The sequence below is a fragment of the Streptomyces sp. AB3(2024) genome (assembly GCF_041862025.1).
Classification (GTDB): domain Bacteria; phylum Actinomycetota; class Actinomycetes; order Streptomycetales; family Streptomycetaceae; genus Streptomyces.
In genome coordinates this window covers 1-25,932 of sequence record NZ_JBGWAB010000075.1, presented here as the reverse complement: position 1 = coordinate 25,932, position 25,932 = coordinate 1, and the positions used below count along the sequence as shown (strand labels likewise).

General features: G+C 73.2%; 22 protein-coding genes and 1 pseudogene. 10 read left to right on the top strand and 13 right to left on the bottom strand.

Annotated elements, in window-relative coordinates; translation table 11 throughout:
* Window positions 1–56: 56 nt before the first annotated feature.
* A complete protein-coding gene (locus tag ACEPPI_RS25640) occupies window positions 57–818 on the top strand; it encodes an SDR family oxidoreductase (RefSeq protein ID WP_373917625.1) in 762 nt (253 codons plus the stop codon).
* 73 nt (window positions 819–891) lie between these two features.
* Here ACEPPI_RS25640 and ACEPPI_RS25635 read toward each other — a convergent pair whose 3' ends face one another.
* Window positions 892–3,372 (bottom strand): dolichyl-phosphate beta-glucosyltransferase, encoded by a 2,481-nt coding sequence (locus ACEPPI_RS25635; RefSeq protein ID WP_373917624.1) that lies wholly within the window; start codon window positions 3,370–3,372, stop codon window positions 892–894.
* A gap of 479 nt (window positions 3,373–3,851) precedes the next feature.
* Between ACEPPI_RS25635 and ACEPPI_RS25630 the strand changes: the two genes are divergently transcribed.
* Window positions 3,852–4,472, top strand: coding sequence for a GNAT family N-acetyltransferase (locus ACEPPI_RS25630; protein ID WP_373917623.1), 621 nt, complete (start codon window positions 3,852–3,854; stop codon window positions 4,470–4,472).
* 74 nt (window positions 4,473–4,546) lie between these two features.
* Here ACEPPI_RS25630 and efeU read toward each other — a convergent pair whose 3' ends face one another.
* From efeU to ACEPPI_RS25600, 6 genes are all read right to left on the bottom strand, one after another.
* Entirely contained in the window at window positions 4,547–5,392 is an 846-nt protein-coding gene (gene efeU, locus ACEPPI_RS25625; protein ID WP_373917622.1) for an iron uptake transporter permease EfeU, read from the bottom strand.
* 22 nt (window positions 5,393–5,414) lie between these two features.
* On the bottom strand, window positions 5,415–6,698 hold the full coding sequence (gene efeB / locus ACEPPI_RS25620; RefSeq protein WP_373917621.1) for an iron uptake transporter deferrochelatase/peroxidase subunit: 1,284 nt from the start codon (window positions 6,696–6,698) through the stop codon (window positions 5,415–5,417).
* Window positions 6,699–6,730: 32 nt separating this feature from the next.
* Window positions 6,731–7,870, bottom strand: a complete 1,140-nt coding sequence (gene efeO, locus ACEPPI_RS25615; RefSeq protein ID WP_373917620.1) for an iron uptake system protein EfeO — start codon at window positions 7,868–7,870, stop codon at window positions 6,731–6,733.
* Window positions 7,871–8,044: 174 nt separating this feature from the next.
* Complete coding sequence (locus tag ACEPPI_RS25610; protein ID WP_373917619.1) at window positions 8,045–8,962, bottom strand: heme ABC transporter ATP-binding protein; 918 nt, start codon at window positions 8,960–8,962, stop codon at window positions 8,045–8,047.
* Window positions 8,959–10,077, bottom strand: coding sequence for a FecCD family ABC transporter permease (locus ACEPPI_RS25605; RefSeq protein WP_373917618.1), 1,119 nt, complete (start codon window positions 10,075–10,077; stop codon window positions 8,959–8,961). The genes ACEPPI_RS25610 and ACEPPI_RS25605 overlap by 4 nt, the downstream gene beginning before the upstream one ends.
* Before the next feature lies 1 nt (window position 10,078).
* Complete coding sequence (locus ACEPPI_RS25600) at window positions 10,079–11,104, bottom strand: hemin ABC transporter substrate-binding protein (RefSeq protein ID WP_373917617.1); 1,026 nt, start codon at window positions 11,102–11,104, stop codon at window positions 10,079–10,081.
* 127 nt (window positions 11,105–11,231) lie between these two features.
* Here ACEPPI_RS25600 and ACEPPI_RS25595 point away from each other — a divergent pair, with 127 nt between their 5' ends.
* The 3 genes from ACEPPI_RS25595 (at window position 11,232) to ACEPPI_RS25585 (ending at window position 14,943) form a co-directional block, all read left to right on the top strand.
* Window positions 11,232–12,659, top strand: a complete 1,428-nt coding sequence (locus tag ACEPPI_RS25595; RefSeq protein WP_373917616.1) for an HtaA domain-containing protein — start codon at window positions 11,232–11,234, stop codon at window positions 12,657–12,659.
* A gap of 93 nt (window positions 12,660–12,752) precedes the next feature.
* Window positions 12,753–14,255 carry an HtaA domain-containing protein gene (locus tag ACEPPI_RS25590; protein ID WP_373917615.1) on the top strand — a complete coding sequence of 501 codons (1,503 nt, stop codon included), beginning with the start codon at window positions 12,753–12,755 and terminating at the stop codon, window positions 14,253–14,255.
* A 19-nt stretch (window positions 14,256–14,274) separates the two neighbouring features.
* A complete protein-coding gene (locus ACEPPI_RS25585) occupies window positions 14,275–14,943 on the top strand; it encodes a PhzF family phenazine biosynthesis protein (RefSeq protein WP_373917614.1) in 669 nt (222 codons plus the stop codon).
* 66 nt (window positions 14,944–15,009) lie between these two features.
* Here the strand turns inward: ACEPPI_RS25585 and ACEPPI_RS25580 are convergent, their stop codons facing one another.
* Both ACEPPI_RS25580 and map read right to left on the bottom strand, forming a co-directional pair.
* On the bottom strand, window positions 15,010–15,657 hold the full coding sequence (locus ACEPPI_RS25580; protein ID WP_030238607.1) for a heme oxygenase (biliverdin-producing): 648 nt from the start codon (window positions 15,655–15,657) through the stop codon (window positions 15,010–15,012).
* 139 nt (window positions 15,658–15,796) lie between these two features.
* A complete protein-coding gene (map, locus tag ACEPPI_RS25575; protein WP_030238608.1) occupies window positions 15,797–16,654 on the bottom strand; it encodes a type I methionyl aminopeptidase in 858 nt (285 codons plus the stop codon).
* 59 nt (window positions 16,655–16,713) lie between these two features.
* On the opposite strand from map, the gene ACEPPI_RS25570 reads away from it, so the two are divergent.
* Window positions 16,714–16,950, top strand: coding sequence for a hypothetical protein (locus ACEPPI_RS25570; RefSeq protein ID WP_373917613.1), 237 nt, complete (start codon window positions 16,714–16,716; stop codon window positions 16,948–16,950).
* Window positions 16,951–16,983: 33 nt separating this feature from the next.
* On the opposite strand, the gene ACEPPI_RS25565 is transcribed toward ACEPPI_RS25570, so the two are convergent.
* Window positions 16,984–17,589, bottom strand: a complete 606-nt coding sequence (locus ACEPPI_RS25565; RefSeq protein ID WP_373917612.1) for a hypothetical protein — start codon at window positions 17,587–17,589, stop codon at window positions 16,984–16,986.
* Window positions 17,590–17,682: 93 nt separating this feature from the next.
* Here ACEPPI_RS25565 and npdG point away from each other — a divergent pair, with 93 nt between their 5' ends.
* From npdG to ACEPPI_RS25550, 3 genes and pseudogenes are all read left to right on the top strand, one after another.
* On the top strand, window positions 17,683–18,387 hold the full coding sequence (gene npdG, locus ACEPPI_RS25560; protein WP_373917610.1) for an NADPH-dependent F420 reductase: 705 nt from the start codon (window positions 17,683–17,685) through the stop codon (window positions 18,385–18,387).
* Window positions 18,388–18,512: 125 nt separating this feature from the next.
* Window positions 18,513–18,704 carry a hypothetical protein gene (locus tag ACEPPI_RS25555; RefSeq protein WP_373917609.1) on the top strand — a complete coding sequence of 64 codons (192 nt, stop codon included), beginning with the start codon at window positions 18,513–18,515 and terminating at the stop codon, window positions 18,702–18,704.
* 76 nt (window positions 18,705–18,780) lie between these two features.
* Window positions 18,781–19,260: pseudogene (locus ACEPPI_RS25550) on the top strand (MerR family DNA-binding transcriptional regulator); the annotation flags it as partial.
* Between the two features lie 89 nt (window positions 19,261–19,349).
* Here ACEPPI_RS25550 and ACEPPI_RS25545 read toward each other — a convergent pair.
* On the bottom strand, window positions 19,350–20,150 hold the full coding sequence (locus ACEPPI_RS25545) for a site-2 protease family protein (RefSeq protein ID WP_373917608.1): 801 nt from the start codon (window positions 20,148–20,150) through the stop codon (window positions 19,350–19,352).
* Between the two features lie 61 nt (window positions 20,151–20,211).
* Here ACEPPI_RS25545 and ACEPPI_RS25540 point away from each other — a divergent pair, with 61 nt between their 5' ends.
* Entirely contained in the window at window positions 20,212–23,814 is a 3,603-nt protein-coding gene (locus ACEPPI_RS25540) for a BTAD domain-containing putative transcriptional regulator (protein ID WP_373917607.1), read from the top strand.
* Window positions 23,815–23,876: 62 nt separating this feature from the next.
* On the opposite strand, the gene ACEPPI_RS25535 is transcribed toward ACEPPI_RS25540, so the two are convergent.
* Together ACEPPI_RS25535 and ACEPPI_RS25530 are read right to left on the bottom strand one after the other, a co-directional pair.
* Window positions 23,877–24,728 carry an ABC transporter permease gene (locus ACEPPI_RS25535; protein WP_356224959.1) on the bottom strand — a complete coding sequence of 284 codons (852 nt, stop codon included), beginning with the start codon at window positions 24,726–24,728 and terminating at the stop codon, window positions 23,877–23,879.
* On the bottom strand, window positions 24,725–25,744 hold the full coding sequence (locus ACEPPI_RS25530) for an ATP-binding cassette domain-containing protein (RefSeq protein WP_373917606.1): 1,020 nt from the start codon (window positions 25,742–25,744) through the stop codon (window positions 24,725–24,727). Before ACEPPI_RS25530 ends, ACEPPI_RS25535 begins: the two co-directional genes overlap by 4 nt.
* Window positions 25,745–25,932: the final 188 nt, after the last annotated feature.

Genomic DNA, 25,932 nt, shown 5'->3' with positions numbered 1-25,932 from the left:
CTCAGCTGTCGGAACGTCCCGAGCCGGACGTGCGGTGTGACGTACCCTGCGGCCCCATGAACGCACCGCTGAAGAAGATCGCCGTCGTGACGGGTGCCGGCTCCGGGATCGGCCGCTGCGTCGCCCTCGCCCTGGCCGGGGCGGGCTGGTCGGTGGCCGTGGCCGGGCGCCGGACCGGGCCCCTGGAGGACACGGCCGCCGCCGCCGGGCCGGGCGCGGACGTGCTGCCCGTACGGGCGGACGTGAGCGACCCGGCCGACGTGGCCGCGCTCTTCGCCGCCGTCCGCGACCACTACGGGCGCCTCGACCTGCTCTTCAACAACGCCGGCACCTTCGGCCCGGCCGGGGTCGCGCTGGAGGACATCTCCTACGAGGCCTGGCGCCAGGTCGTCGACGTCAACCTCACCGGCTCCTTCCTCTGCGCCCAGGCCGCCTTCCGGGCGATGAAGGAGCAGGACCCGCAGGGCGGCCGGATCATCAACAACGGCTCCATCTCCGCCCACGTGCCCCGCCCGAACTCCGTCGCCTACACCGCGACCAAGCACGCCATGACGGGCCTGACCAAGTCCCTGTCCCTGGACGGGCGCCCGTACCGGATCGCGTGCGGCCAGATCGACATCGGCAACGCGGCCACCGAGATGACCGAGCGCATGCAGACCGGCATCCTCCAGGCGAACGGGCAACTGGCCGTGGAACCGGTGATGGACGCCGCCGACGTGGCCCGCACGGTCCTGCACATGGCGGAGCTGCCGCTGGAGGCCAACGTCCAGTTCGCGACGGTGATGGCGACGGCGATGCCGTACATCGGCCGCGGCTGACGGCCCGGAACGGTGGCGGGGCCACGGCCGACCGTGGCCATGACCCCGCCGTATCGCTCCGGTCCTCCCGCGATCAGACGGGGTCGACCTGCCAGATGAAGCAGTCGGCCACCTTCAGCGGCTCCTTGCCGAGCAACGAGGTCAGGGTGCCGCGCAGTTCGGGGGTGCGCTCCTGCGCCACGGGCAGGACGATCAGGCCGGCCTTCCAGTGGGCGAGGTCCCCGCGGGCCTCCTCGCGCATCCGCGGGGTGACCTCCGGCGGCGGGACGGTACCCCAGCGCATGTCGCGCAGCAGGTCGGACAGCATCCGGGGCTTGGCACCGTAGATCCCGACGCGGTCGGGGCCGTCGGGCCCGTTGAAGTAGCCGCCGGCCAGCTTGAACCCGAAGCCGGTGCCGCTCTGCCAGCGCAGGGAGGCCGCGTAGCGGGGGTCGGGCAGCGGCACCGGGACCAGGGACCGGCCGTCCTTGAGGTAGTCCTCGTACAGGCCCCGGGAGATGAAGGCCGGTACGGGGTCGCGCTCCTCGACGACCAGCGGCAGAGGCAGGATCGGCACCAGCGCGGCGGCCACGGCCAGGTACCCGACGACGCGGTGCTCGCGGGCGCGGAAGCCCACGATCCGGTCGAGGGCGAGGGCCAGCAGGATGCCGAAGACGGGCGCGCACACCATGGCGACCCGGCTCTCGATGACCGATTCGAGCAGCGGCAGGTGCCGCAGGACCCGCCAGGGCGCGGGAAGCGCGATGCCGAACTTGTCGATCTCCACCCGGGGGCCCAGGGAGAGCACGGCGGTGGCCAGGGCGGTGATGCCGAGGGCGCGCGCGACGGGCAGCCGCCACAGCCAGAGGGTGATCCCGGTGGCCAGGGCGAGCAGGGGCCAGCCGTAGAAGGCGTTCTGCTCGGTGGTGTTCAGCGAGAGCCTGCCCGCGGTCTCGGCGTTGCCGAACAGCGAGCGGGCCGAGTACTCGGTCAGGGCGCGCAGCGGGTTGCCGGCCCCGCCCTCGCCGTGGAGCACCGAGTGGTAGCTCTGCGGGCCGAAGAACTGCCAGTACAGGGGGAAGGCGACGAGCGGTACGGAGACGGCCGCCGCGATCGCCAGGCCCTTGGCCAGCGGCCGCAGCGCCGCGCGGGCGGTCTCGCGGTCGAAGTACGCGTGGACGAGGGCGAAGATCAGCATGCCCATCGCGGCCAGCAGGAACGGCTCCTCGCCGAGGAAGACCTGGTAGGCGGAGAACAGCCCGAGCAGCACGCCGTCGCGGACGACGTTCTTGCCCTCGCACAGCCGCAGCGCCCGGTCGATGATGACCGGGATCATGAAGAGCACGACGAAGTTCGGGTGGGCGTTGGCGTGCGAGACCATCGGCGGCGCGAAGGCGGCCAGGGCCCCGCCGACGGCGGCCGCCCAGCGGCTCTCCGTGAGCCGGCGGTGGATCAGCCAGTACCAGGACCAGGCGGTCACGGCGATGCCGAGGGTGAACACCAGGGCCAGCGTGACGGTCGGGCCGAAGAGCAGGGTGACCGGGGTGAACGGGACCGAAAGTCCGAGCATCACCGTGTTCCCCATCAGATTCACGCCGTCCGGCATGTTCTGGAAGTCGGTGAACAGGGGGTTCCGCAGGTGCGCGACATTGTCGGCGGTGACCCCGAAGAACCATTCCCACTGGTTCTGGTCCTGCAGGGAATGGGCGAGGATCGAGCCGTCCAGATCCCCCCACCACCCCTTGTAGAGGTAGAGCGAGGCCAGCAGGTACAGCGCGGCCACGACGATGCCGCCGGCATTCAGGCGCATCAGTTCGCCGAGCGTGCGCAGGTAGTCCAGGAGCTGGACCTTGGATCCGTCCTGGTGCGCCCAGCGGACCGGAACCTCGGCGACCGGCCACCCCTTGCGGCGGAAGTACTGGAGGATCTCCACGTCGATGGCCCAGCCGTCGAGCCTGGCGGCCCCGAAGGCCGCACGGGCCTGGTCCCCGTCGAACAGCTTGAAACCGCACTGGGTGTCGCGGATCCCGCGGACGGCGACCAGCCGGATGACCCGGTTGCCGACCCAGCCGAGCACTTCGCGCAGCGCGCTCTGCTGGCGTTCCACGGCGGAGTCGCGGTGGGCGCGCGAGCCGATGGCGGCGTCGAGCTTCGGGTCGTCCGCCAGGGCCTTCTCCAGCCGGGCGAGCTCCTCCATGGGGGTCGCCAGGTCCGCGTCCATGATCAGCACGCGCCGTCCCAGCGAGGCCGCGACGCCGAGCCGCAGCGCGCTGCCCTTGCCCCGGTTCTGCTCGGACTGCACGAGCCGGATCCGGTGCTCGTCCACACCGGCCTTCAGGGCGACGGTGGCGGTCCGGTCGGGGGAGCCGTCGTCGACGACGATGACCTCCCAGTCCTCCGTACCGGTGCCGACGTGGGAGTCCAGGTAGGCCCGGACGACGTCCAGGGTGGGCCCCAGGCGGTCTTCCTCCCGGTAGGCGGGAATGACCACGGACAGGCCGACGGACCCCGGTCCCTGGTCGACGGGTTCGCCCGTGGCGGTGGCACCGCGGGACCTGAGTATGCCGTTCTGCACGTACAAGCCATTCGTCGAGTTGTCCGGTCCGGCCATGAGACGCACCGCGAACGAACGAACGGCCGGCCCGGCCTCGTCACCGCTGCGGACGCGTCCGCGGGGGAGAGGCGGCGGGGAATGACTCCGGAGACCCGGTCCGAGAACACCTCGCGCGACGGCAGTTACGGACCGGCCAATCGAATTCGGCCATGTTCTTCGCGGGGATAACGGTTCTACCCCGTGTGACCACGCATCGTTACCCCCCTAGGCACGGCTCCAACTGCCCCTTTTTGTGGCCGAAAGGACAGAGGGCCCGGACCAATATAGATCAGCCTTGAACGAGTGGCCCACTGATGGGCCCCGAACGGCGGGCCGTTGCCGGGTTCCCGGTGGTCCGGCGCCGGTTCCCGACAACGGCGTCGGCGGATAAAGGCCGGGCAAAGCGGGAGGCGGGCGGTGTCGTGGGAAATGTGTAGGGCCGCATTCCGGTTGGACCCGTCATGACGACTGAAGACACGGGTGCACATCGCTACGGGCCGCCGGTTTCCGGCCTGCGGCTGGTCGCGTACCCGGAGGCGGAGCTGCCCGGGGAGCCGGCCCGGCAGGTGGCCGGGATCGAGGGGCGGGTCTGGCCCGGGAGCCGGTTCGGGCACGACCCCTTGCTGAGGCCGCGGGTGCTGCTGCTGCTCGACGGGGACGGCGTGGTCGGGGCTTCTCTGACCCTGCTGTACAAGGAGGTCCCGTGTGGCGGGCGGGTCCGGCGGGCCGCCGGGCTGAGCGGTGTGGTGACCCGGCCCGAGTGGTGCGGGCGGGGGCTCGGGGGCCGGCTGGTGGCCGGGGCGAGGGCGGAGCTGGCCGCCGATCCGGCGGTGGACGTGGCCCTGTTCAGCTGCGACCGGCCGCTGGTGCCGTTCTACGAGCGGGCCGGCTTCGAGCGGCTGCCCGGCAGCGTGCTCGTCGGCGGCACCCCGGACGAGCCGCTGGCCACCGACGGGCCGGGCTTCGACAAGGAGGTGATGGCCGCCTTCTTCGCCCCCGGGGCGGAGGGGGAAGCGGACCGGGCCGCCTTGAGCGGGACCAGGATCCCGCTCCATCCGGGCACCGTCGACCGGCTCTGGTAGGGGGAAACGCGAGACGCCCGGCCGGTGGCCGGGCGTCGGGCGGGACGGCGGACGGGCGTCGGCCGCGGGCGGCGTCAGCCGCGGGCGGGGGTCGGTTCCTTCGGGGCCGGGGCCGCTTTGGCGCGGGCCGGGAGGAGGAACAGGCCCAGGACGACGGCCAGGTACAGGGACCACACCACCAGCTGGTAGACCGTCGGGTCCGGCTGGAAGTTGAAGACGCCCTTGAGCAGGACCCCGTACCAGCTGTCCGGCGGGATCGCCGAGCTGATGTCGAAGGCCTTGTCGTGCAGGCCGTTCAGGAAGCCGGCCTCCTGGAGGTCGTGGACGCCGTACGCGAGCACGCCCGCGGCCACGATCACCAGCATGCCGCCGGTCCACTTGAAGAACTTCGCCAGGTTGATCTTCAGCGCGCCCCGGTAGAACAGCCAGCCCAGGAAGATCGCCGTCGCGATGCCCAGCAGCACCCCGATCAGCGGGGCCGAGGAGCCCTCGCCGCTCGCGCGGACCGAGGCCCACACGAACAGCGCCGTCTCCAGGCCCTCGCGGCCCACCGCCAGGAAGGCGGTGGCCACCAGCGCGCCGGTGCCCATCGCCAGGGCGGCGTCCAGCTTGCCCTCCAGCTCGCCCTTCAGGTGCCGGGCGGTCTTCTTCATCCAGAAGACCATCCACGTCACCAGGCCCACCGAGATGATCGAGAGGCTGCCGCCCAGGAGCTCCTGGGCCTCGAAGGTGAGTTCCTGGGTGCCGAAGGTCAGCAGCGCGCCGAACGCCAGCGAGATCGTGCAGGCGATCCCGATGCCGAGCCACACCGGACGCAGCGCGGCCCGGTTCTCCGTCTTCACCAGGTAGGCGACCAGGATGCAGACGACCAGGCTGGCCTCAAGGCCTTCGCGCAGGCCGATCAGATAGTTGCCGAACACGGCGTTTCCTCTCCGGCGGGGACTACGCGAACAGCGTCCGGCCCCACCAGTCGTCCTTGTCGCGGACGCCCGGCGGGACGGCGAAGACGGCCGAACCCACGTGCTGGATGTATTCGTTGAGCGCGTCGTTCTTCGCCAGCTGCCGCTGGACCGGGATGAAGCCCTTGCGGACGTCGCGCTGGTAGGCGAGGAAGAACAGGCCCGCGTCGAGGCGGCCCAGTCCGTCCGTGCCGTCGGTGAAGGAGTAGCCGCGGCGCAGGATCGTCGCCCCGTCGTTGGAGTCCGGGTGCGCCAGGCGCACGTGGGCCCCGGGCTTCATCGCCTTCAGGAACGGCTCGTCGCGTTCCTTGGACTTGCCGGCCGGCGCGCCCTCGCCCTTGTCGCGGCCGAAGACGTCCTCCTGCTCCCGCAGGGAGGTCCGGTCCCAGGTCTCGATGTGCATCCGGATGCGGCGGGCGACCAGGTACGAGCCGCCGGTCAGCCAGGCGCTGCCGTCGTTCGCGCCGACCCACACGTGCTTGTCGAGGGCGGCGGTGTCGGTGCCCGAGACGTTACGGGTGCCGTCCTTGAAGCCCATCATGTTGCGCGGGGTCTGCGCGTCCGGGGTGGTCGAGGAGGTCTTGCCGAAGCCGAGCTGCGACCAGCGGACGGCGACCTTGCCGAAGCCGATGCGGGCGAGCTGGCGGATGGCGTGCACGGCGACCTGCGGGTCGTCGGCGCAGGCCTGGACGCACAGGTCGCCGCCGGAACGGGCCTGGTCCAGGTTGTCGCCGGGGAAGGCCTCCAGGTCCACCAGGGCCTCGGGGCGCTTGCCCTCCAGGCCGAAGCGGTCCTTGGCGAACAGGCCCGGACCGAAGCCGATGGTCAGGGTGAGGCGGGAGGGCTTGAGGCCGAGGGCCTCGCCGGTGTCGGTCGGCGGGGCCTCGGGCAGGCCCTCGTACGCGTCGCCGACCGGCAGGCCGGCCGTCATCAGGCGGGCCGCGGCGGTCCACTCCTTGAGGAGCTGGACCAGCTCGTCGCGGTTCTTGGTCTTCACGTCGAACGCCGCGAAGTGCAGCCGGTCCTGGACCGCGCTGGCGATACCGGACTGGTGCTCGCCGTGGAACGGCACCGCCGCCCCGGCGGAGGCCGCCGGGGCCATGTCCGAGCCGCCGCCCAGCGCGGCGACCGTGCCGCCGGCCGCGGCGGCGCCGATCGCGAGACCGGCTCCGCCCCAGCCCAGCACCGAGCGCCGCGAGGGGGCGCCCGCGCCGGCCGCGGTGGCCGCGGTGGCCGTGGTGGTCTCTTCCGACACCTGGTCAGTCATGCTGCTTCTCCCGCCTCTGCCTGGATCCGGTACTACTTGGCGACCGCTGCGGCGAGCTTGGAGAGCGGCTCGGCGAGGGAGTTGACCCCGTCCGAGAGCTCCTTGCGCTCCGCGTCACCGACCTTGTCGTAGGAGGTGAACTCGTAGGCGTTCTTGTCGGCGCGGTACTTGTCCAGCAGGGTGTTCAGGGCGGCGAACTGGGCGTCGAGCTGCTTGACGAGCTCGGCGTCGTTCTTCTGTGCGGTCGGCTTGAGCAGCTCGTACGCCTTCTCCGCGCCCTCGACGTTGCCCTTGAAGTCGATCAGGTCGGTGTGGGAGTAGCGCTCCTCCTCACCCGTCACCTTGCCCGTGGCGACCTCGTCCAGGAGTTCCTTGGCGCCGTTGGCCATCGAGGTCGGGGTGATCTCCGCCGTGCCGATCTTCTTGTGCCATTCGGTCACGTCGGTCATCAGGGTGTCGGCGAGCTTCTTCTCGTCGTCGCCGATCTTGTTGTCGGCCCACAGGGCCTTCTCCAGGCGGTGCCAGCCGGTCCACGTCTGACCGGCCTCCAGGCCGTCCTCGCGGACGTCGACCTTCGGGTCGATGTCACCGAAGGACTCGGCGACCGGCTCGGTGCGCTCCCAGCCCAGGCGCGAGGGCGCGTACGCCTTCTTCGCGGCCTCGACGTCGCCCGCCTTGACCGCGTCCACGAAGGTCTTGGTCGTGGGGAGGGAGGCCTCGGCCTGCTCGACGACGTACTTGCGGTACGAGGCGACGGCCGCGTCCAGCTCGGGGCTGCGCTTGTCGCCGCCGCTCTTGCCGGTGGCCTTGACCTTGGTCCGGATGCCGTCGCCCTTCATGCCGGGCTTGCAGGCGAATTCGTAGTCGCCCGCCTTGATCTCGGCGGTGATGGTGGCCTTGGTGCCGGGGCCGATGTTCTCGCGCTCGGCGACGATGCGGTCGTCCGGGAAGAGGACGTAGAGCTCGGTGACCTTGGAGCCCTTGTTCTCGACCTCGATGGAGACCTTGCCGGCCGGGAACTCGGTCTTGGAGACCTCGCAGGCACTGTCCGTCGCGTTGACCTTGATGGCGCCGGACCCGCTGTCGTCGCTCTTGTCCGCGCAGCCGGTGACGGCGGTGAGTGCGACGACGACGGCGGCCGCGGAGAGGACGGTGAGGCGGGCGGGACGCATGGGGGCTCCTGGCGAGGGTGGACGCTGGTTGAGCCTCGACGAGGCTCGGTGAGGCGGACCTAACTTAACCGAGGCTTACCTGACCGATACCCACTCGTCCAGTGATTCAGCTCTCACCTTCCGGCCCCGGACACGGGCCCGTCACGGCCCCTCCATGACTGTCTCAAGCGAAGGTCAAGCGCGGGTCAAGTCTCCGTCGGCGTTCCGAGGCCCGGAAGGGTTACCGGCCGGTTCTCCCTTGGCCTCCTCGCGTACGGGGACCACCAGCGGGGTCCCGGTGCGGGGGTGCGGGAAGACCTCCACAGGCTGCCGGTAGACCCGGCTCAGCAGTCCGTCCTCGAAGACCTCCGAGGGGGGTCCGGCTGCCGCGATCCGGCCGTCGTGCAGCACGGCGGCCCGGTCCGCGTACGCCGCCGCCAGCCCGAGATCGTGCAGGACGACGACCACCGCGTCCCCGGCCGCGGCCCGCTCCCGGCAGACCCGCAGCACCAGCTCCTGGTGGCGCAGGTCCAGGGCGGCCGTGGGTTCGTCGAGCAGCATCAGCGGAGCCCGCTGGGCCAGTACGCGGGCCAGCGCGACCCGGGCCCGTTCGCCGCCGGAGAGCGCGGAGAAGGGGCGTGCGGCGAAAGCGGTCACCTCGGCGGCGGTCATCGCTTCGGCCACCGCCTCCTCGTCGGCGCCGGCCAGGGCGGTGCCCGCCCAGGGGGCGCGGCCCATCCGGACCACGTCCGCGACCGGGAACGGGAAGGACAGCGCGGCCGACTGGGGCAGCACCGAGCGGCGCAGGGCCAGTTCGGGCGCCGTCCACTCGGACACCGGGCGCCCGTCGACGCGTACGGTCCCCGAGTCCGCGGGCAGATCGGCGGCCAGCGCCCCCAGCAGGGTGGACTTCCCCGCGCCGTTGGGGCCGACCAGGGCCAGCACCTCGCCCGCGTGCGCGCTCAGTTCGATCCCGGTGAGCACCTCGCGCTCCCCGAGCCGCACGTGCAGGTCCTCGGCCCGGACCAGGACCTCGCCGGGGGCGGGCCGGGCGGGCGCGGTGCGCGGGCGGCGGCCGAAGAGGGCGGCCCGGCCGCGGCGGAGGGCGCTCATGCCCAGCCTCCCTGCCTGCGCCGGGTGCGGCGCAGCAGCCAGAAGAAGAAGGGGCTGCCGATCAGGGCGGTCAGTACGCCCAGGGGCAGTTCGGCGGGTGCGGCGACCGTACGGGCGGCCAGGTCGCCGCCGGCCAGGACCACGGCTCCGGCGAGCGCGCTGCCGGGTACCAGGAAGCGGTGTCCGGGGCCGTTCGCCATCCGCAGCAGGTGCGGGACGAGCAGGCCCACGAAGGTGATGACTCCGGCCACGGCGACGGCGGCGGCCGTCAGCAGGGCGACGACCAGGATCAGGGCCAGGCGCAGCCGCTCCACGTCGATCCCGAGGTGGCGGGCCGGGCGTTCGCCGAGTGCGAGGAGGTCGAGGCGGCGGGCGTAGAAGGGGGCGGCGAGCAGTCCGGCGAGCGCGCAGGGCAGGACGGCGAGGACCTTGGGCCAGGTGGCCTGGGCGAGGGAGCCGAGCTGCCAGAAGGTGATCTGGTTGACCTGCCCGCTGTCGGCGAAGAAGACGAACAGGCCGATCAGGGCGCCCGCGAAGGCGTTGACGGCGATGCCGGTGAGGATCAGGGTGACGACCTCGGTACGGCCGCCGTTGCGGGACAGCAGGTAGACGGCGCCGACCGTGACCAGCCCCGCGACGAAGGCGCAGGCGGTGACGGTCCAGTTCCTGAGGAAGCCGAGGCCCAGTCCGATCGCGGCGACCGCGCCCACGGCGGAGCCCGCCGAGATGCCGATCACGCCGGGTTCGGCGAGCGGATTGCCGAACACCCCCTGCATCAGGGCGCCCGCGCAGCCGAGGGCGGCGCCGACCAGCACCGCGAGCGCGACGCGGGGGAGGCGTACGTTCCACAGCACGCTCTCCCCGACGCGGTCGAGGGGTGCGCCGCCGAGGCCCAGGTGGTGCTGGACGGAGGCGAGCACATCGGCGGTGGGGATGCGGTACGCGCCGACGCCGGCGGAGACGAGGGCGAGCGCCAGCAGCACGGTGACCAGCGCGGCGGTGAGCCACAGGGTCCCGCGCGGGCGGCGCGGCCCGGCCGGCCCGCCGGGGGCCCGCGGGGACGGTTCCGGCGGGGCGGCGGCGCGGCCGTGCGGGGGATCGTAGGGGAGGGTCACGTCAGGCCCCCTCGGCGTAGAGCTGGGTGACCAGGGAGGAGAGCACCTGGTCGGTGCGGGGGCCGTAGTTGAGGAGGACGCCGTCGTCGACGGTGACCACGCGGCGGTCCATCCCGGCCGGTGTCTGGGCCACGCCCGGGATCTTGACCAGGCCGTCGACGCCGCCGACGGATTCGAGGCCCTTGGTCATGACGAGGATCGCGTCGGGCGCGGCGGCGGCCAGCGCCTCGCTGGTGATCGGGGTGAAGTCCTTGCCGAGCCCGGACTCCTTGCCGGTGTCCACCGCGCCCGCCGCCTCCAGGAGCGAGGCCGCGCCGGAGTCGGAGCCGCCGAGCAGGTAGACGGACGCGGTGCCGCGCAGGTACAGGAAGGCCACCCGGGGCTTCTTCGCCGATCCGGCCGGAACGCCCTTGCGGGCGGCGGCGATCCGGTCGGCGGTGCGTCCGTTCAGCTGCGTGCCCGCGTCCTTCACGCCGAGCGCGGCGGCCACCGCGTCGATCCGCTTCGGTACGTCCTCCAGTGATTTGGCGGGAGCGAGCACCAGGACGGGGATGCCGGCGTCGCGGATCTGCCGGACGGCTTCCGCGGGTCCGGTGGTGGTCTCGGCGAGCACCAGGGTCGGACGCAGCGACAGGACGCTCTCGGCGGAGACGTCGTGGCCACGTGTCACCACGGGCAGGGACGCGGCCTGTTCGAAGGTGGCGGTGATGTCCCGGGCGACGACCTGCCCGCCGAGGCCGAGGGTCTGGACGATCTCGTTGAGGCCGCCGGTCAGCGGGATGATCCGGTCGGCGGAGGTGACGGTGACCTGCGTCCCGTCGGCCGAGGGGACGGTCACCGGCAGCGCGGGCCGCGGAGTGCCGGCCAGTGGTTCCACCCGGTCCGGGAGGACGGCGACGGCGGGGCGGGCCGGGGAGCCCGCGGGGGCGGCCGTCCCCGCGCAGCCGGTCACGGCCAGTGCCAGTGCCAGGGCCGCCACGGTGGCGGCGAGGCGGGGGAAGCGGAGCGGCGTGGCGGGCGTGGGCACGGAGGCACCGTCCTGATCGTCCGGCTGGGGGCGGGAAGTGAGGTCGCGTCGACGCCGGGGTTCCCCGCTCGACCGAGATAGCTTAGGTTAGCCTAACCTCACTTGCCAGACCCTGGAGGGGACGTCCATGTCCGCACGACCCACCCGCACGTTCACCGTGGCCCTGCTGGCGGCCCTGCTCGGGGCCCTGCTCCCGGTCTCCGCCGCCCACGCGGCGAGCCGCACCGTGCAGGGGGGCCGACTCGACTGGGGCATCAAATCCTCCTTCCAGAGTTATGTCACGGGGCCGGTCGCGAAAGGCGGTTTCAAGCTGAAGAGCGGAGCCGCCACCGTGGGCGGCAGCCTGTTCCGCTTCCACTCGGCGGCCGGCTCCTACGACCCCGACTCCGGTGAGTTCAACGCCTCCTTCTCCGGCGGCGTGAGCTTCCAGGGTCACCGGAAGCCCGACGGCGCGTACGAACTCGACATGACCGTCAGCCGGCCCTCCGTACGGATATCCGGCGGCACCGGCACCCTCTACCTCGACGTGTCCAGCAAGGCCAAGGACACCGGCACGGTCACCGAGGAGTCCCAGGTGCCCTTCGCCACGCTCGCCCTCGGCGGCATCGAGATGAAGGGCGGCGGCACCCCGATCGCCCTGACCAACGTGCCCACGACCCTCACGGCCCAGGGCGCCAAGGCCTTCGCCGGCTACTACCCGGCCGGCGCACCGCTCGACCCCGTCTCGCTCTCCGCCGACGTCGTCACCGCCGCGCAGGGCGCCCCGTCCGGCCCGCCCCCGGCGCCCGCGCAGACCCCGGGCGCCGCGTCCGGATCCCCGCAGGGCCAGGGCGCGTTCGCCGACGCGGCCGTGGACTGGGGAGTGCGCCGCACCTTCCGCGAGTACGTCACCGGCTCGATCGGCCAGGGCAAGTGGACGCTCGCCGAGGGCGCCCAGGACGGCGGCGCACTGTTCCGCTTCCCGCGGGGCAAGGGGACGTACGACGGCCAAAAGGGCTCCCTCGACGCGGCGTTCGCCGGTACGGTCCACTTCACGGGTGCCCATCTCGACCTCATGCTCGGCAAGGTGAACGTCAAGGTCGAGAACGGCAAGGGCGTCCTGACCGCCGACGTGACCACCGGCGGCGAGACGAAGAGCGCCGTGGCGCTCGTCGCGTTCGACGCCAAGGGCCTGAAGACCGAGGGGAAGCTCGCCACCTTGACCGAAGCCCCGGCCACCCTCACCGAGGACGGCGCCCAGGCCTTCAACTCCACGTACCGGCCGGGCACCGAGATGGACCCCGTCTCGCTGGCCGTCGCCCTCGACGGCAGCGCCACCCTGCCCGCCCTGCCCGACCTGGGATCCACGGCCGCCCCCTCGCCCGCACCGCCGACCGCTTCGGCCTCCGCCCCCGCCTCCCCGGGTCCGGCCGCCGCGGCCGACCGGTCCTCCTCGGCCGGCGTCTACCTCGGCCTCGCCGTCGCGGTCCTGGCCCTGGCCGGTGCCGGAACGTTCCTGGTGCTGCGCAGGCGCCGCGCGGCGGCGGCCGACCCGGCGCCCGCCGACGCTCCGTAACACCCCCGTCCCACCGCGCTCCGTCCCGTCCGTCCCGTCCGATTCCCGCCCCCGCCCCGCCATCCCCTCCGTGCACCCAGGGAGTTCCCACCCATGTCGTCCCACCGCCGCCCGGCCGTCCTCGCGGCCGCCGTCCTCACCGCCGCGACCCTCGGCACCGCCGCCTTCGTCATACCCGCCACGGCGGCGGACGGCGCGCCGGCCGCCGGGGCACCGGCCGCCGCCGCCCCGATCCCGGTGACGGGCGGCACCCTCGACTGGGGCGTGCTGGGGAGCCTGCGCGCCTACGTCAAGGGCATCGGCTCGATCACCACGCACGACGGGGCCTCCGAGGTTCCGGGCGGCTTCCGCTTCGGCCAGGCGACCGGGCAGTACGACGAGGCCGGAGGCCACGTCGTGACCGCGGCCTTCAAGGGACGGGTCGTCTTCGACGGAACCGCCCACGGTTTCGTCGTCGCGATGGAGAACTTCCGCATCAACACCGGTACGAAGAAGCTGACGGCGGACGTCACCAGGAACAACGTCCTGACCCGCGACGTCCCGCTGGCGGACGTGGCCTTCACCGGAAAGGACATGACGGGGCTCACCACCACACTCACCCGCGAGTTCGCCGCGCAGTTCGACCGCCCTGCCTACGCGGGGCAGGAGGCCGACAAGCTGTCGGTGGCGCTGGAGTTCCCGAAGCCCCCGGCCCCGAGCGACCCCCCGGGCACCTCGCCGTCGCCGTCGGCGGGCACCACCGCGCCGACGAAGCCGACCACGCCGAGCAGCACGGTCAAGCCCTCCACGAAGGCCCCGACCACGGCTCCGGCCGACGGTCCGCAGAAGATCCTGCGCGGCAAACTGACGTGGGGGCTGAAGCAGTCCCTCCACGACTACGTCGGCGACCAGGGCGTCACGGCGTCCGGTGGCGCCACCAAGAACGGCAAGACCTTCGACTTCTCCTTCGGCAAGGGCGAACTCGACGTCAAGAACCAGAAGCTGAACGCCTCCTTCGAGGGAGCCGTGCGCTTCGAGCTCCCCGCCCACCACCTCGACCTGGCCTTCAGCAACGTCCGGATCGCCACCACGGGCAAGACGGGCACCCTGGTCCTCGACGCGAAGACGGCGCAGGGCACCACCAAGGACATCCCGTTCGCCACCCTCGACCTGTCGAAGGGCGACTACAAGACCAAGGGCGGCCTGCTGTCGCTGGAAGGGGTCCCCGCGGTCTTCACCGAGAAGGGCTCCGCCGTCTTCGCGTACAACGGCGCCGTCGACGAGAAGTACAAGCCGGGCAAGCCGATGGACTCGCTCACCCTCTCGGTGGCGGTGGACAAGGACGTCGTCCTCCCGTCCACCGGCGGCACCGGCACCACCGGCACCACCGGGGGCACCGGGGGCACCGGCGGTTCGGGCACCACGGGCGGCAGCACCGGCGGCACCACCACCGGAGGGACGGTCGGCGGCTCCTCCGGCGGCTCCGTGGGCGGGAACCTCGCCTCCACCGGCGCCGAGATCCCGGCCGGCGCCCTCCTCGGCACCTCCGGCGCGGTCATCGCCGCGGGCGCCGGCGCCGTGTACCTCGCGCGCCGCCGCCGTACGGCCGGAAACTGACCCGTGCTTGAATGCCCGCGTGAACGATCTGGATGTGATCAAGGTCTTCTGCGCGGGTGACGGCCGGTTCGGCAACCTGCTCGGAGTCGTCCGCGACGGCCGGACCTGCCCCGAGGACGCGGACCGGCAGGCCCTCGCGGCCGAACTGGGCTACAGCGAGACGGTGTTCGTCGACGACCCCGAGCGCGGGGTCGTCGACATCCGTACGCCCGGCACCCGCATGTCCTTCGCGGGCCACCCGCTGGTCGGCGTCGCCTGGCTGCTGGACATCGAGGAACTCCAGCCGCCCGCCGGCTCCGTATGGGCCCGCGACGACGGGGAGTTCACCTGGATCACGGCCCGCCCCGAGTGGGTCACGGGCAAGCGCACCGAGCAGTACGCCAACCCCGCCGAGGTCGACGCGCTGCCCGCACCTCCGCCCGGCGAGGGCTGGCTCTACGCGTGGGCCTGGGAGGACGAGAGCGCCGGGCGGATCCGCGCCCGCGGCTTCCCGCGCCGCCCCGACGGGGCCATCACCGAGGACGAGGCCACCGGCTCGGCGGCCATCCTGCTGACGGCCCAGCTGAACCGCGCCCTGAACATCACCCAGGGCGCCGGCTCCCAGATCCTCACCGCCCCGGGCCCCGACGGCACCGTCGAGATCGGCGGCCGCGTCCGCTTCGCGGAGCCCCGCCGGCCCTCGGTCTGACGCGGCGTCCGGCGGGGTGCGCCGCACACCCGCCGCACACCCGCCGGACACCCGCAGAGGTGCGGATCAGGCGCTCAGCCGGAACTGCTCGCCCAGTTCCCGGAAGACCGCGCCGTTGAAGTCGAAGGCGCGCTTGCACTCGTCGATGATCCGCTGCTTCTCCAGGTCGTCCGCGGCGATCGCGTCCAGCAGCTCGCGGTAGGTCCGCTTGAAGGCGGCCGGGTTCGCGATGTCCGCGAAGACGTAGAACCGCACGCCGTCGCCCTTGCGCTCGAAGCCCCAGGTGCGCTCCGCCTTGTCCCGGATGATCTGGCCGCCCGAGAGGTCGCCCAGGTAGCGGGTGTAGTGGTGGGCGACGTACCCGCCCGGCCAGGAGGCCGCGCACTCGGCCACGCGCGCCGCGTAGGCCAGGGTGGCGGGCAGCGCCACGACCGACTCGCGCCAGCCGGGGCCCAGCAGGTGGGCCAGGTCGCGCTCGATCTCGGCGACGCGCATCAGCTCGGGACGGATGAAGGGCCCGGCCACCGGGTCCTCGCGGAGTGCTCCGGCCGCGTCCTCCAGTGCCCGGTACACGAACCAGAGCTGCTCGGTGTAGCGGGTGTACGCGTCCACGCCGAGCCGACCGCCGAGCAGGTCGCTCATGAACGTCGAGGTCTCGGCTTCGGTGTGCTGCTCGTGCGAGGCGACACGGATGACCGTGGAGAAGGCGTCCAAGGCGGACCTCCGGAAAGAGGAATCGGGCGCGGCGACAGGGTGCCGCCACGCCCGATCTTCCTACTTAGGTTTGCCTAAGTCAATGTGTTCCCGACGTCTTGTCGGTAAAAAACGGCCCGCCCGCGGACCGTGTCCCGCACTAGGGGAGGGTCAGGATCTCGGCCCCCGAGTCGGTCACCACGAGCGTGTGCTCGAACTGCGCGGTGCGCTTGCGGTCCTTCGTGACGACCGTCCAGCCGTCCTCCCACATGTCGTACTCGTGGGTCCCCAGCGTCAGCATCGGCTCGATCGTGAAGGTCATGCCGGGCTCGATGACGGTGGTGGCGTGCGGGCTGTCGTAGTGCGGGACGATCAGGCCGGAGTGGAACGAGGAGTTGATCCCGTGCCCGGTGAAGTCACGGACCACGCCGTACCCGAAGCGCTTCGCGTACGACTCGATGACCCGGCCGATGACGTTGATCTGGCGGCCCGGCTTGACCGCCTTGATCGCCCGGTTCAGGGCCTCACGGGTGCGCTCCACCAGCAGCCGGGACTCCTCGTCCACCTCGCCGCACAGGTAGGTGGCGTTGTTGTCGCCGTGCACCCCGCCGATGTACGCGGTCACGTCGAGGTTCACGATGTCGCCGTCCTTCAGGACGGTCGAGTCGGGGATCCCGTGGCAGATGACCTCGTTGAGCGAGGAACACAGGGACTTCGGGAAGCCCCGGTACCCCAGCGTCGACGGGTAGGCGCCGTGGTCGCACATGAACTCGTGCGCGACCCGGTCCAGCTCGTCGGTGGTCACCCCCGGGGCGATGTGCTTGGCGGCCTCCTCCATCGCCCTGGCGGCGATCCGGCCGGCGATGCGCATCGCCTCGATGGTCTCGGCCGACTGCACCTCCGGTCCGGTGTACGGGGTGGGCATCGGCTTGCCCACGTACTCGGGCCGGCGGATGTTACCGGGAACGGAACGGACGGGAGAGAGCTCGCCTGGTACGAGCAGCGACTGGCCAGACATGCAAGCGAGTGTATCCAGCGGGTATGGGGCAGCATGGCGGACAGAGGAAGGAGCCGACGATGGCCCTGTTCAAGAAGCGCCAGGTGGGAAAGCCGGGCGAGTGGTACTACTGCCTGGTCCACAAGAAGGTCGAAGAGGGCCCGGAATGTCCGGCCAAGGACCGCTTCGGCCCGTACGCCACGCCCGAGGAGGCGACGCACGCCATGGAGACGGCGCAGGAGCGCAACCTCGAATGGCAGAACGACCCCAAGTGGAACGACAAGACCCGCGAAGAGGAAGAGGGCACGGCTTCCTAGCGGCCCCTGCCCGGCCGTCCCCCCCCGGCCCCCTCACCAGCGGCTGGGCGGCGGCGCGGTCAGCCGGTCGGCCAGCCGCGCCAGCCGGTCCCGCAGCCGCCGCGGTCCGCGCCGCACCGGCAGGCCGTTCTCCCCGGCCGCGGCGCTGACCAGGTGCTGCACCGTGTCCAGGTCCAGTTCCGCGGTGGCGGCGGGCACCGACAGCGCGTCGTGCGCCAGCGTGCCCAGATCCGGGTCACCACCGTCCAGGGACAGTACGGTCGCCCCCGCCCGGCGGGCGTCGTGGACCCGCTCCAGCAGCCCGGCGCCGGGCCGCTCCGGCGCCACCACCAGCAGCGTGTGCCCGCGCCGGGCCCCCTCCAGCCGGCCCAGCCCCACCGAGAGGTGCGGCGGCGCGTCCGGCCGCACGTGGTGGCGCACCAGCGTCGGCGCCAGCTCCGGCAGCCCCGACCAGGCGGCCTCGTCCACCAGGTGCGCCGCCAGGTGCCAGGGCTCGTACTGCTCGGTGCCCACCAGGAGCAACGGCCCGCCCGACGGCACCACGGACCGCCGCAGCGAACCGGCGAACCGCCGCGCCTCGCCCGGCCAGTGCGTCCCGGCGAGCACCTCGCGCAGCAGCGCGACCCTCACGGCATCCATGGCGGCATCCTGCACCACCCGGGCGGACACGGAGGGCGTACCGGCACTTCCCACCCCTTCGGCCCTGACGTACTCGGCAGTACCCTCGCCCCCATGACTTCCTCAGACAGCACGCAGAAGCCGCCGGCCAAGGACCCCTGGGACCTGCCGGACGTCTCCGGCCTGACCGTCGGCGTCCTCGGCGGCACCGGCGACCAGGGCCGCGGCCTCGCCTACCGCCTCGCGCGGGCCGGCCAGAAGGTGATCATCGGCTCCCGCGCCGCCGACCGCGCACGCACCGCCGCCGACGAGCTCGGCCTCGGCGTGGAGGGCGCCGACAACGCCGAGTGCGCCCGCCGCAGCGACATCGTGATCATCGCTGTGCCGTGGGAGGGCCACGCCAAGACCCTCGAAGCCCTCCGCGAGGACCTCGCGGGCAAGCTCGTCGTCGACTGCGTCAACCCGCTCGGCTTCGACAAGCAGGGCGCCTACGCCCTGCGCGTCGAGGAGGGCAGCGCCGCCCAGCAGGCCGCCGCCCTGCTCCCCGACTCCCGCGTGACCGCCGCCTTCCACCACCTCTCCGCCGTCCTCCTCCAGGACGCCTCGGTGGAGGAGATCGACACCGACGTCATGGTCCTCGGCGAGTCCCGCGCCGACACCGACCTCGTCCAGGCCCTCGCGGCCCGCATCCCGGGCATGCGCGGCGTCTTCGCCGGCCGGCTGCGCAACGCCCACCAGGTCGAGGCCATGGTCGCCAACCTGATCTCCACCAACCGCCGCTACAAGGCCCACGCCGGCCTCCGCCTCACCGACGTCTGATCCCCCTCCCGGGGCCGCGGCCCCGCCCCCTCCAAGGTCCCGCCCCGCCGGAGCGGGACCCGGACGGGGATGGGGGACACTGGAAGGGTTCGACCCCCTTCCGTGTCGCCGAGGAGCTGTTCCGGATGCCCCGCCTTGCCGTGTTCGCCGTTGTCGTCTGCCTCCTCGCCGTGGCCGCGGCCGTGGTCGCCTTCATCGAGGGCAGCTTCCTCGGGATCGTCTGGGTGCTGCTGGCCGGGCTGACGTCCAACATGGCCTGGTACTACGTCCGCAAGGCCAAGGCGGACAAGCAGCGCCGGGCGCAGCAGGCCGCGTAGGCCCCCGCCGTCCGGCGGGCTTGACCCTCACGTGGCGTGATGCCGCATCGTCGGGGGCGTGGAAGAGCACCTGACCGTGGGACGTGTCGCCGAGCTGGCCGACGTGAGCGTCCGCACGCTTCATCACTACGACGAGATCGGCCTCGTGCCGTCGTCCGCGCGGACCGCGGCCGGATACCGGGCCTACTCGGCGGGCGACGTGGAGCGGCTGCGGGAGGTGCTCGCCTACCGGCGGCTGGGCTTCGGGACGGTCCTGAACGTCGGGGCCGGGACCGGCTCCTACGAACCCACCGACCGCGAGGTCACGGCGGTGGAACCGTCGGCGGTCATGCGGGCACAGCGTCCCGCGGGCGCGGCGCCGTGCGTGGCCGCCAGTGCGGAGCGGCTCCCGTTCGCGGACCGGTCCTTCGACGCCGCCATGGCGGTCAGCACCGTCCACCACTGGCCGGACCCGGTCGCCGGGCTGCGCGAGATGAAGCGCGTGGCCGACCGCGTGGTGGTGTTCACGTACGACGCCGGTTCGCCCGGCTGGCTGGAGCGGTTCTGGCTGACCCGAGCGCAACCGCGACCTCGTCGCCCTAGACACCGCCGAACTGGGCCTGCGGCTGCTCGTGGCCTGACCGCGGCCGGCGGTGTGGGTGCCGGCTAGCCGCCGGAGACCGTGCAGAGGCCGTTCGGGTCCTGCCAGAAGCGGTACAGGTCGTGGCCGCAGTACGTCTCCAGATCCGAGACGCCCAGACCACGCAGGATGCCGTCCACCGCGCCGAAGAAGAACGCGTTCACCTCGGGGATCCACAGCAGCGCGAACACCCCGATCAGCGCGAAGGGCGCCAGCGGCGCCAGTTCGCGGCGGACCCGGTGCGAGAGCCACGGCTCGATCACGCCGTAGCCGTCCAGCCCCGGGACCGGCAGGAAGTTCAGGATCGCCGCCGAGACCTGGAGCAGCGCCAGGAACGCCAGCGCGAAGCGGAACGTGAACGGGACGCCGTCCAGGGCGTCCAGCCAGAACGGCGCGGTGCAGACGGCCGCGAACAGCACGTTCGTCAGCGGGCCCGCGGCCGACACCAGGCTGTGCTTCCAGCGGCCCCGGATCCGGTCCCGCTCGATGTACACCGCACCGCCGGGCAGGCCCAGCCCGCCCAGGATCACGAACACCACCGGCAGCACGATGCTGAGCAGCGCGTGCGTGTACTTCAGCGGGTTCAGCGTCAGGTAGCCCTTCGCGCCGACGGTGATGTCACCGCCGTGCAGGGCGGTGCGGGCGTGCGCGTACTCGTGCAGGCACAGCGAGACGACCCACGCGGACGTCACGAACAGGAACACCGCCAGCCCCGGGCTGGCGGCGTACCCGGTCCACACCGCCCAGCCGGTGACCGCCATGACGGCGACGATGCCGAGGAATACGGAACTGATCTGCCGCTCGCCGCGGCTCCCCTGGTGACCCATGCGGCGAAACCTATCCCGGTGACCGGGCGGGCCCGGCCCCGGGGCCGGGGACAATGGGCCGGTGCGCTACGCGATCCTCGGTACCACCCAGGCCTCCCACGACGACGGGACCACCGTCGCCGTCGGAGGCGCGCGCCTGCGGGCGCTGCTGACCGCGCTCGCCCTGCGCCCGGGGCGGGCGGTACCGGCCGCGCTGCTCGTCGGCGAGGTCTGGGACGCCGACCCGCCGGCCGAGGCCGTGCCCGCGCTCCAGGCGCTGGTGGGCCGGCTGCGACGGGCGCTGGGGCACGCCGCCGTGCGCTCGGGCCCGGGCGGCTACCTGCTGGACGCGGAGCGCGAGGACGTCGACGCCTTCCGCTTCGAACGGCTCGTACGGGCCGCCGCCGACGTGCCGGACCCGGCCGCGGCGGCCGCCCTGTACGACGAGGCCCTCGCACTGTGGCGGGGCCCGGCGCTGGCCTCGCTGCCCGAGGCGGCGGCGGAGGCCGCGCGCTGGGAAGCCGTACGGATGGACGCGCGGCGGGGTCGGCTCGGTGCGGCCCTGGCGCTGGGCGAGGCGGAGGCGGCCCTGCCGGAGCTGGCCGAGCTGTGCGCCCGGCAGCCCCTGGACGAGCCCCTGCAGGTGCTGCGGATCAGGGCCCTGCGGGCGGCGGGCCGGCCGGCGCAGGCACTGGCCGCCTACGAGGCCGTCCGCCGCGACCTGTCGGCCCGCCTGGGCACGGACCCGGGCCCCCAGCTCCGCTCCCTCCACGCCGAACTCCTGGCCCCGGCCGCGGCCCCGGGCTCCGTCCGGGAGGCCGAGGCGTCCGCCCCGAGCGGTGCCACCTCGCCCGCCCCGGACCTGGCTCAGTCCACGGCCGCCGCGCACCCGGCCGCCGCGAATCCGGCCGTCCCGGAGAGGGCCGCCGCGGTCCGGGGCGAGCCGTCCCGGGGTCCTGCCCGGGGGACCGGGGAGTCCGTCCCGGCCCCGCCCTCGGCCGAGGGTGCTCCCGACCCCGCCTGGGCGCCTCCGGCCCCCGGGACCGCGGGGGCCCGGCCCCCCGGTGGAACCACCCCGCCCACCGGCCGGGCACACCGGGACCAGCCCCAGCCCCACGCCCCGTCCCCCGCCGCACCCGCGCCGCAGGCCCCCGCCGGGAACCTGCGGGCGCGGCTCACCTCCTTCGTCGGGCGGGAGGGGGACATCCGCGTGCTCGGGGAGGACCTCGGGCGGGCCCGGCTCGTCACGCTCCTCGGGCCCGGCGGGGCCGGCAAGACGCGGCTGTCCCAGGAGGCCGCCGAGTGGCACGCCCCCCGCTCCGGGGCCTGGCCCGACGGGGTGTGGCTCGTCGAGCTGGCGCCCGTGGACGACCCCGAGGACGTCGCCGAGGCCGCCCTCGCCGCGCTCGGCGCCCGTGAGACGAAGCTGCGCGGCGCCGCCGCCGAGGAACTGCGCGCGCTCACCGAGCGCGCCGGGGACGCCCCGCTCGACCGGCTCGCCGAACACTGCTCCCGCCGCCGGCTCCTGCTGCTCCTGGACAACTGCGAGCACGTCGTCGGCGCCGCCGCCGAACTCGCGGAGCGGCTGCTGACCCACTGCCCCGGCGTACAGATCCTCGCCACCAGCCGCGAACCCCTCGGTGTGCCGGGGGAGTTCCTGCGCCCGGTCGAACCGCTGCCCGACCCCGTCGCGCTGTCGCTCCTCGACGACCGCGGGGCCGCCGTACGGCCGGGCTTCAGCATCGCCGACGACCCGGACGCCGCGTCCGAGATCTGCCGCCGCCTCGACGGCCTGCCGCTGGCCATCGAACTGGCCGCCGCCCGGCTGCGGCTGCTCACCCCGCGCCAGATCGCCGACCGGCTGGACGACCGCTTCCGTCTCCTCACCGGCGGCGCCCGCACGGTCCTGCCCCGCCAGCAGACCCTGCGCGCGGTCGTCGACTGGTCCTGGGACCTCCTCGACGCCTCCGAACGGGCCGTCCTCGCCCGCCTGTCGGTCTTCGCGGGCGGCTGCGACCTGGCCGCCGCCGAAGCAGTCTGCGTCGAGCCGCAGGACACCCTCGACGTCGCCGACGTCCTCGGCTCCCTCGTCGACAAGTCCCTCGTCGTCGCCGAACCCGACGAGCGCGTCGACGGGATGCGCTACCGCCTCCTGGAGACCGTCGCCGAGTACGCGGCCGAGCGTCTCGACGGGTCCGGCGGCGACCGTCCCGCCACCGAGCGCCGTCACCTCGTCCACTACCGCGAACTCGCCCGCACCGCCGAGCCCCTGCTCCGCGGCCACGGCCAGCGCGCCGCCACCGAGCGGATCACCACCGAGTACGAGAACATCCGTACCGCCCTGCGCTGCGCCGTCGCCGGCCGGGAGGCCGACGAAGTGCTCTGCCTCGTCCACTCCCTGGGCTGGTACTGGCACATGCACGACCTGCGCACCGAGTCCCGCCACTGGGCCGAAGCGGCCGCCGCCCTGGGCCCCGACCCCTTCACGGCGCCCGTGACCCCCGCCGAGCCCGTGTACGAACAGCTCGTGGCCTCGCCGCCGCCCTACTCGGGCGAGGTGCTCGCCGAGGCCTGGCGGGCCCTGCACCTGGTGCGGCTGGCCTCCCGGGACCAGAGCAGCGCCGGCTGGGACTCCCCGGAGGTCCGCGCCCAGGTCGAGGGCGTCCTCGCCGCCTACCGGCCCGGACTCCCGCAGACGTGCCGCACCCCCGGCTCCCTGTGGGTCTACGCCGTCATGATCACGGGCGACCCGGGGCTGCTCCAGCGCGTCGTCGACGAGACCGTCACCACCGCCCGCGCGCTCGGCTACCGCTGGGAACTGGCCACCGCCCTCCAGCTCCGCGCCAACATCCTCGCCAACCGCGCCGACTGGGCGGGCGACGCCACCCGCGACGCCGAGGAGAGCCTGGCCCTCTTCCGTGAACTCGGCGACGCCTGGGGCTGCGCCGAGGCCCTCTCCGCGCGCGCCGAGGCCCTGGAGAAGCGCGGCGAGTTCGCCCTGGCCGGGCAGTGCTACCGCGAGGCGGTCGCCTACGCCGAACGCCTCGGCGCCAAGGCGCAGGTGACGGTCCTGCGGGTACGGATGGCCGGCGTGCTCGCCGAGGGCGGCCGGATGGAGGAGGCCGAGGAGCTCCTCGACGAGGTCACCGCCACGGCTCAGAACTACGGCAACGAGGCCGTGCCCGCCGCCCGGATGTTCCTCGCCGGCATCCTCGGCCGCACGGGCCGGATCCCCGAGGCGCGCGCACAGCTGCAGAGCCTGCGGGAGGAGTTCGCCTTCGGGGCGTTCGCCGTCTTCGACGGGTTCCTGCTGGGCACCATGGCCTGGCTCGACAACCAGGAGGGCCTGTACGCGGAGGCCCTCGAACGGCTGCGCCCGGCCATGGGGATGGTCCAGGACCCGATGGCCCGGCTGATGGCCCCGCACATGCCGGCGGTGTACCTGCTGATCGCAGCCCGTTCCCGGCTCTCGCTGGGCGGCTCCGGCGGCGCCAACGACGGCGCGCGGCTGATCGGGGCCTACCGGGCGCTGCTGCCGCCCGAGCACTTCTCCGTGGCCACCGAACGCGAGGACGCCGCCCGCGCCGAGGAGCTGGCGCGGGCGGCGCTGGGGGACGCCGGGTACGAGGCCGCGTACGCCGAAGGCGGCGGCCTCACCCTGGAGGAGGCCACCGCCCTCATCTGATCCCCCGCCGTCCCCCGTGGGGTCCGTCCGGGACGCGATCCGAACGGACCGGCCGGCCCGGATCAGGTCTTCTGGCGGAACTTGCGGACGGCCAGCGGCATGGTGACGGCGGTGAGGCCCACCGACCAGGCCAGGGTGATCCACACGGAGTTCCCGAGGGGGGTCCCGTTGATCAGGCCGCGGGCCGCGTCGGCCAGGTTCGACAGCGGGTTGACGTCCGTGAAGCTCTGGAGCCAGCCCGGCATCGTCGTCGGCGGGGCGAAGATCGAACTGCCGAACTGGAGCGGCATCAGCACCAGCATCGCCATGCCCTGCACGGCCTGGGCGGTCTTCATGGTGAGACCCAGCAGGATGAAGATCCACATCAGCGAGGCGCCGAAGACGGCCGACAGTCCGATGGCCAGGAACAGGTCCAGCACCGAGGACTTGATCGACAGTCCGAGCAGGAAGCCCATCCCGAGGAGGATCGCGATGGCGACCATCATCCGGCCGAGCTCGACCACGATCTTGGCGATGAGCACCGAGGACCGGGCGATCGGCATGGACCGGAAGCGGTCCATCACGCCCTTCTTGAAGTCGTCGTTGACCCCGGTCCCGACGCCCATCGCGATGTTCATGCCCATCATCGCCATCAGGCCCGGGACCACGTAGTTGACGTACTCGCCCTGGTTGCCCTTGCCGGAGATCGCACCGCCGAAGACGAACACGAACAGCAGCGTGAAGATGATCGGCATGAACAGGACGTCGAACATCGACTCCGGGTCCTGCTTGATCTGGAGGGCGTTGCGGCGGGCCAGGGCGCCGATGTGCCGCAGGTTGGCCCGCAGGCCGATCCGGCTCTCGGCCGGGGGCGTAGGTCCGGCGGCCGGGGAGGCCGCCGGGGTGCTGGGCTTCGTCGTGGTTACGGTGCTCATGCCGCGACCTCCTCGGTCTGCTCGGTGGGAACGGAGTCCTCGACGGCGGGCTTCTGGCCGGTGATGGCCAGGAAGACCTCGTCGAGGCTGGGCAGGTAGGTGCCGATGTCGGAGATGGCGTACCCGCGGGCCGCCAGCAGGCCGACGACGGCGGTCAGCTGCTCGTCGGCCAGGATCGGCACCAGCAGCGTCCCCTCGTCCGGGACGGCCTGGGAGCCGGCGATGCCGTCCAGCCCGGTCTCGGCGAGGGCGCGGGCCATGCCCGGCAGGTCGGCCGGATCGGCCGGGCGGATGCGCAGGGTGCGCCCGCCGACGCGCGCCTTCAGCTCGTCGACCTTGCCGTTGGCGATGACCTTGCCGCGGTCGATGACCGTCAGCTCGCTCGCGAGCTGCTCGGCCTCCTCCATGTACTGGGTGGTGAGCAGCACGGTGGCGCCCTCGGCGACCAGCCGCTGCACCTCGTCCCACACCTCGTTGCGGGTACGGGGGTCCAGGCCGGTGGTCGGCTCGTCCAGGTAGAGCACGGCCGGGTTGCCGATCAGCGAGGCGGCCAGGTCGAGGCGCCGGCGCATACCGCCGGAGTAGTTCATCACGGCCTTCTTCGCGGCCTCGGTCAGGGAGAACCGCTCCAGCATCTCGTCGGCGCGGGTCCGGGCGTCCTTGCGGGACAGGTCCAGCAGCCGGCCGATCATGTAGAGGTTCTCCCAGCCGGAGAGCTTCTCGTCGACCGAGGCGTACTGGCCGGTCAGGCCTATGGTGCGGCGCAGCTGCCGGGGCTGGCGGACCACGTCGTAGCCCGCGACCCGGGCGGTGCCGGCGTCCGGGACGATCAGGGTGGACAGGCAGCGGACCAGGGTGGTCTTGCCCGCCCCGTTGGGCCCGAGGACACCGAGGACGGTGCCTTCGCGCACGTCCAGGTCGACCCCGTCGAGGGCCTTGGTCTCGCCGTAGTGCTTGACCAGTCCCCGGACCTCCACGGCGTGGGGAGCGTTGTCGTTTCGCGTCATGTCCACCATGGGAGCACCCGCCGCTGACAAAGCTCCGACAGGCGACCGACAGGCGGCCGACATCCGGCCGGCAGCCGGTCGACGGAGGGCCGGGGGGGGGGGGGGGGGGGGGGGGGGGGGGGGGGGGGGGGGGGGGGGGGGGGGGGGGGGGGGGGGGGGGGGGGGGGGGGGGGGGGGGGGGGGGGGGGGGGGGGGGG

Coding starts and splice junctions, on each gene's coding strand:
- ACEPPI_RS25640 (WP_373917625.1), top strand. CDS start 57: ATGAACGCACCGCTGAAGAAGATCGCCGTCGTGACGGGTGCCGGCTCC.
- ACEPPI_RS25630 (WP_373917623.1), top strand. CDS start 3,852: ATGACGACTGAAGACACGGGTGCACATCGCTACGGGCCGCCGGTTTCC.
- efeB (WP_373917621.1), bottom strand. CDS start 6,698: ATGACTGACCAGGTGTCGGAAGAGACCACCACGGCCACCGCGGCCACC.
- efeO (WP_373917620.1), bottom strand. CDS start 7,870: ATGCGTCCCGCCCGCCTCACCGTCCTCTCCGCGGCCGCCGTCGTCGTC.
- ACEPPI_RS25610 (WP_373917619.1), bottom strand. CDS start 8,962: ATGAGCGCCCTCCGCCGCGGCCGGGCCGCCCTCTTCGGCCGCCGCCCG.
- ACEPPI_RS25595 (WP_373917616.1), top strand. CDS start 11,232: ATGTCCGCACGACCCACCCGCACGTTCACCGTGGCCCTGCTGGCGGCC.
- ACEPPI_RS25590 (WP_373917615.1), top strand. CDS start 12,753: ATGTCGTCCCACCGCCGCCCGGCCGTCCTCGCGGCCGCCGTCCTCACC.
- map (WP_030238608.1), bottom strand. CDS start 16,654: ATGTCTGGCCAGTCGCTGCTCGTACCAGGCGAGCTCTCTCCCGTCCGT.
- ACEPPI_RS25570 (WP_373917613.1), top strand. CDS start 16,714: ATGGCCCTGTTCAAGAAGCGCCAGGTGGGAAAGCCGGGCGAGTGGTAC.
- ACEPPI_RS25565 (WP_373917612.1), bottom strand. CDS start 17,589: ATGGATGCCGTGAGGGTCGCGCTGCTGCGCGAGGTGCTCGCCGGGACG.
- npdG (WP_373917610.1), top strand. CDS start 17,683: ATGACTTCCTCAGACAGCACGCAGAAGCCGCCGGCCAAGGACCCCTGG.
- ACEPPI_RS25555 (WP_373917609.1), top strand. CDS start 18,513: ATGCCCCGCCTTGCCGTGTTCGCCGTTGTCGTCTGCCTCCTCGCCGTG.
- ACEPPI_RS25545 (WP_373917608.1), bottom strand. CDS start 20,150: ATGGGTCACCAGGGGAGCCGCGGCGAGCGGCAGATCAGTTCCGTATTC.
- ACEPPI_RS25535 (WP_356224959.1), bottom strand. CDS start 24,728: ATGAGCACCGTAACCACGACGAAGCCCAGCACCCCGGCGGCCTCCCCG.
- ACEPPI_RS25530 (WP_373917606.1), bottom strand. CDS start 25,744: ATGGTGGACATGACGCGAAACGACAACGCTCCCCACGCCGTGGAGGTC.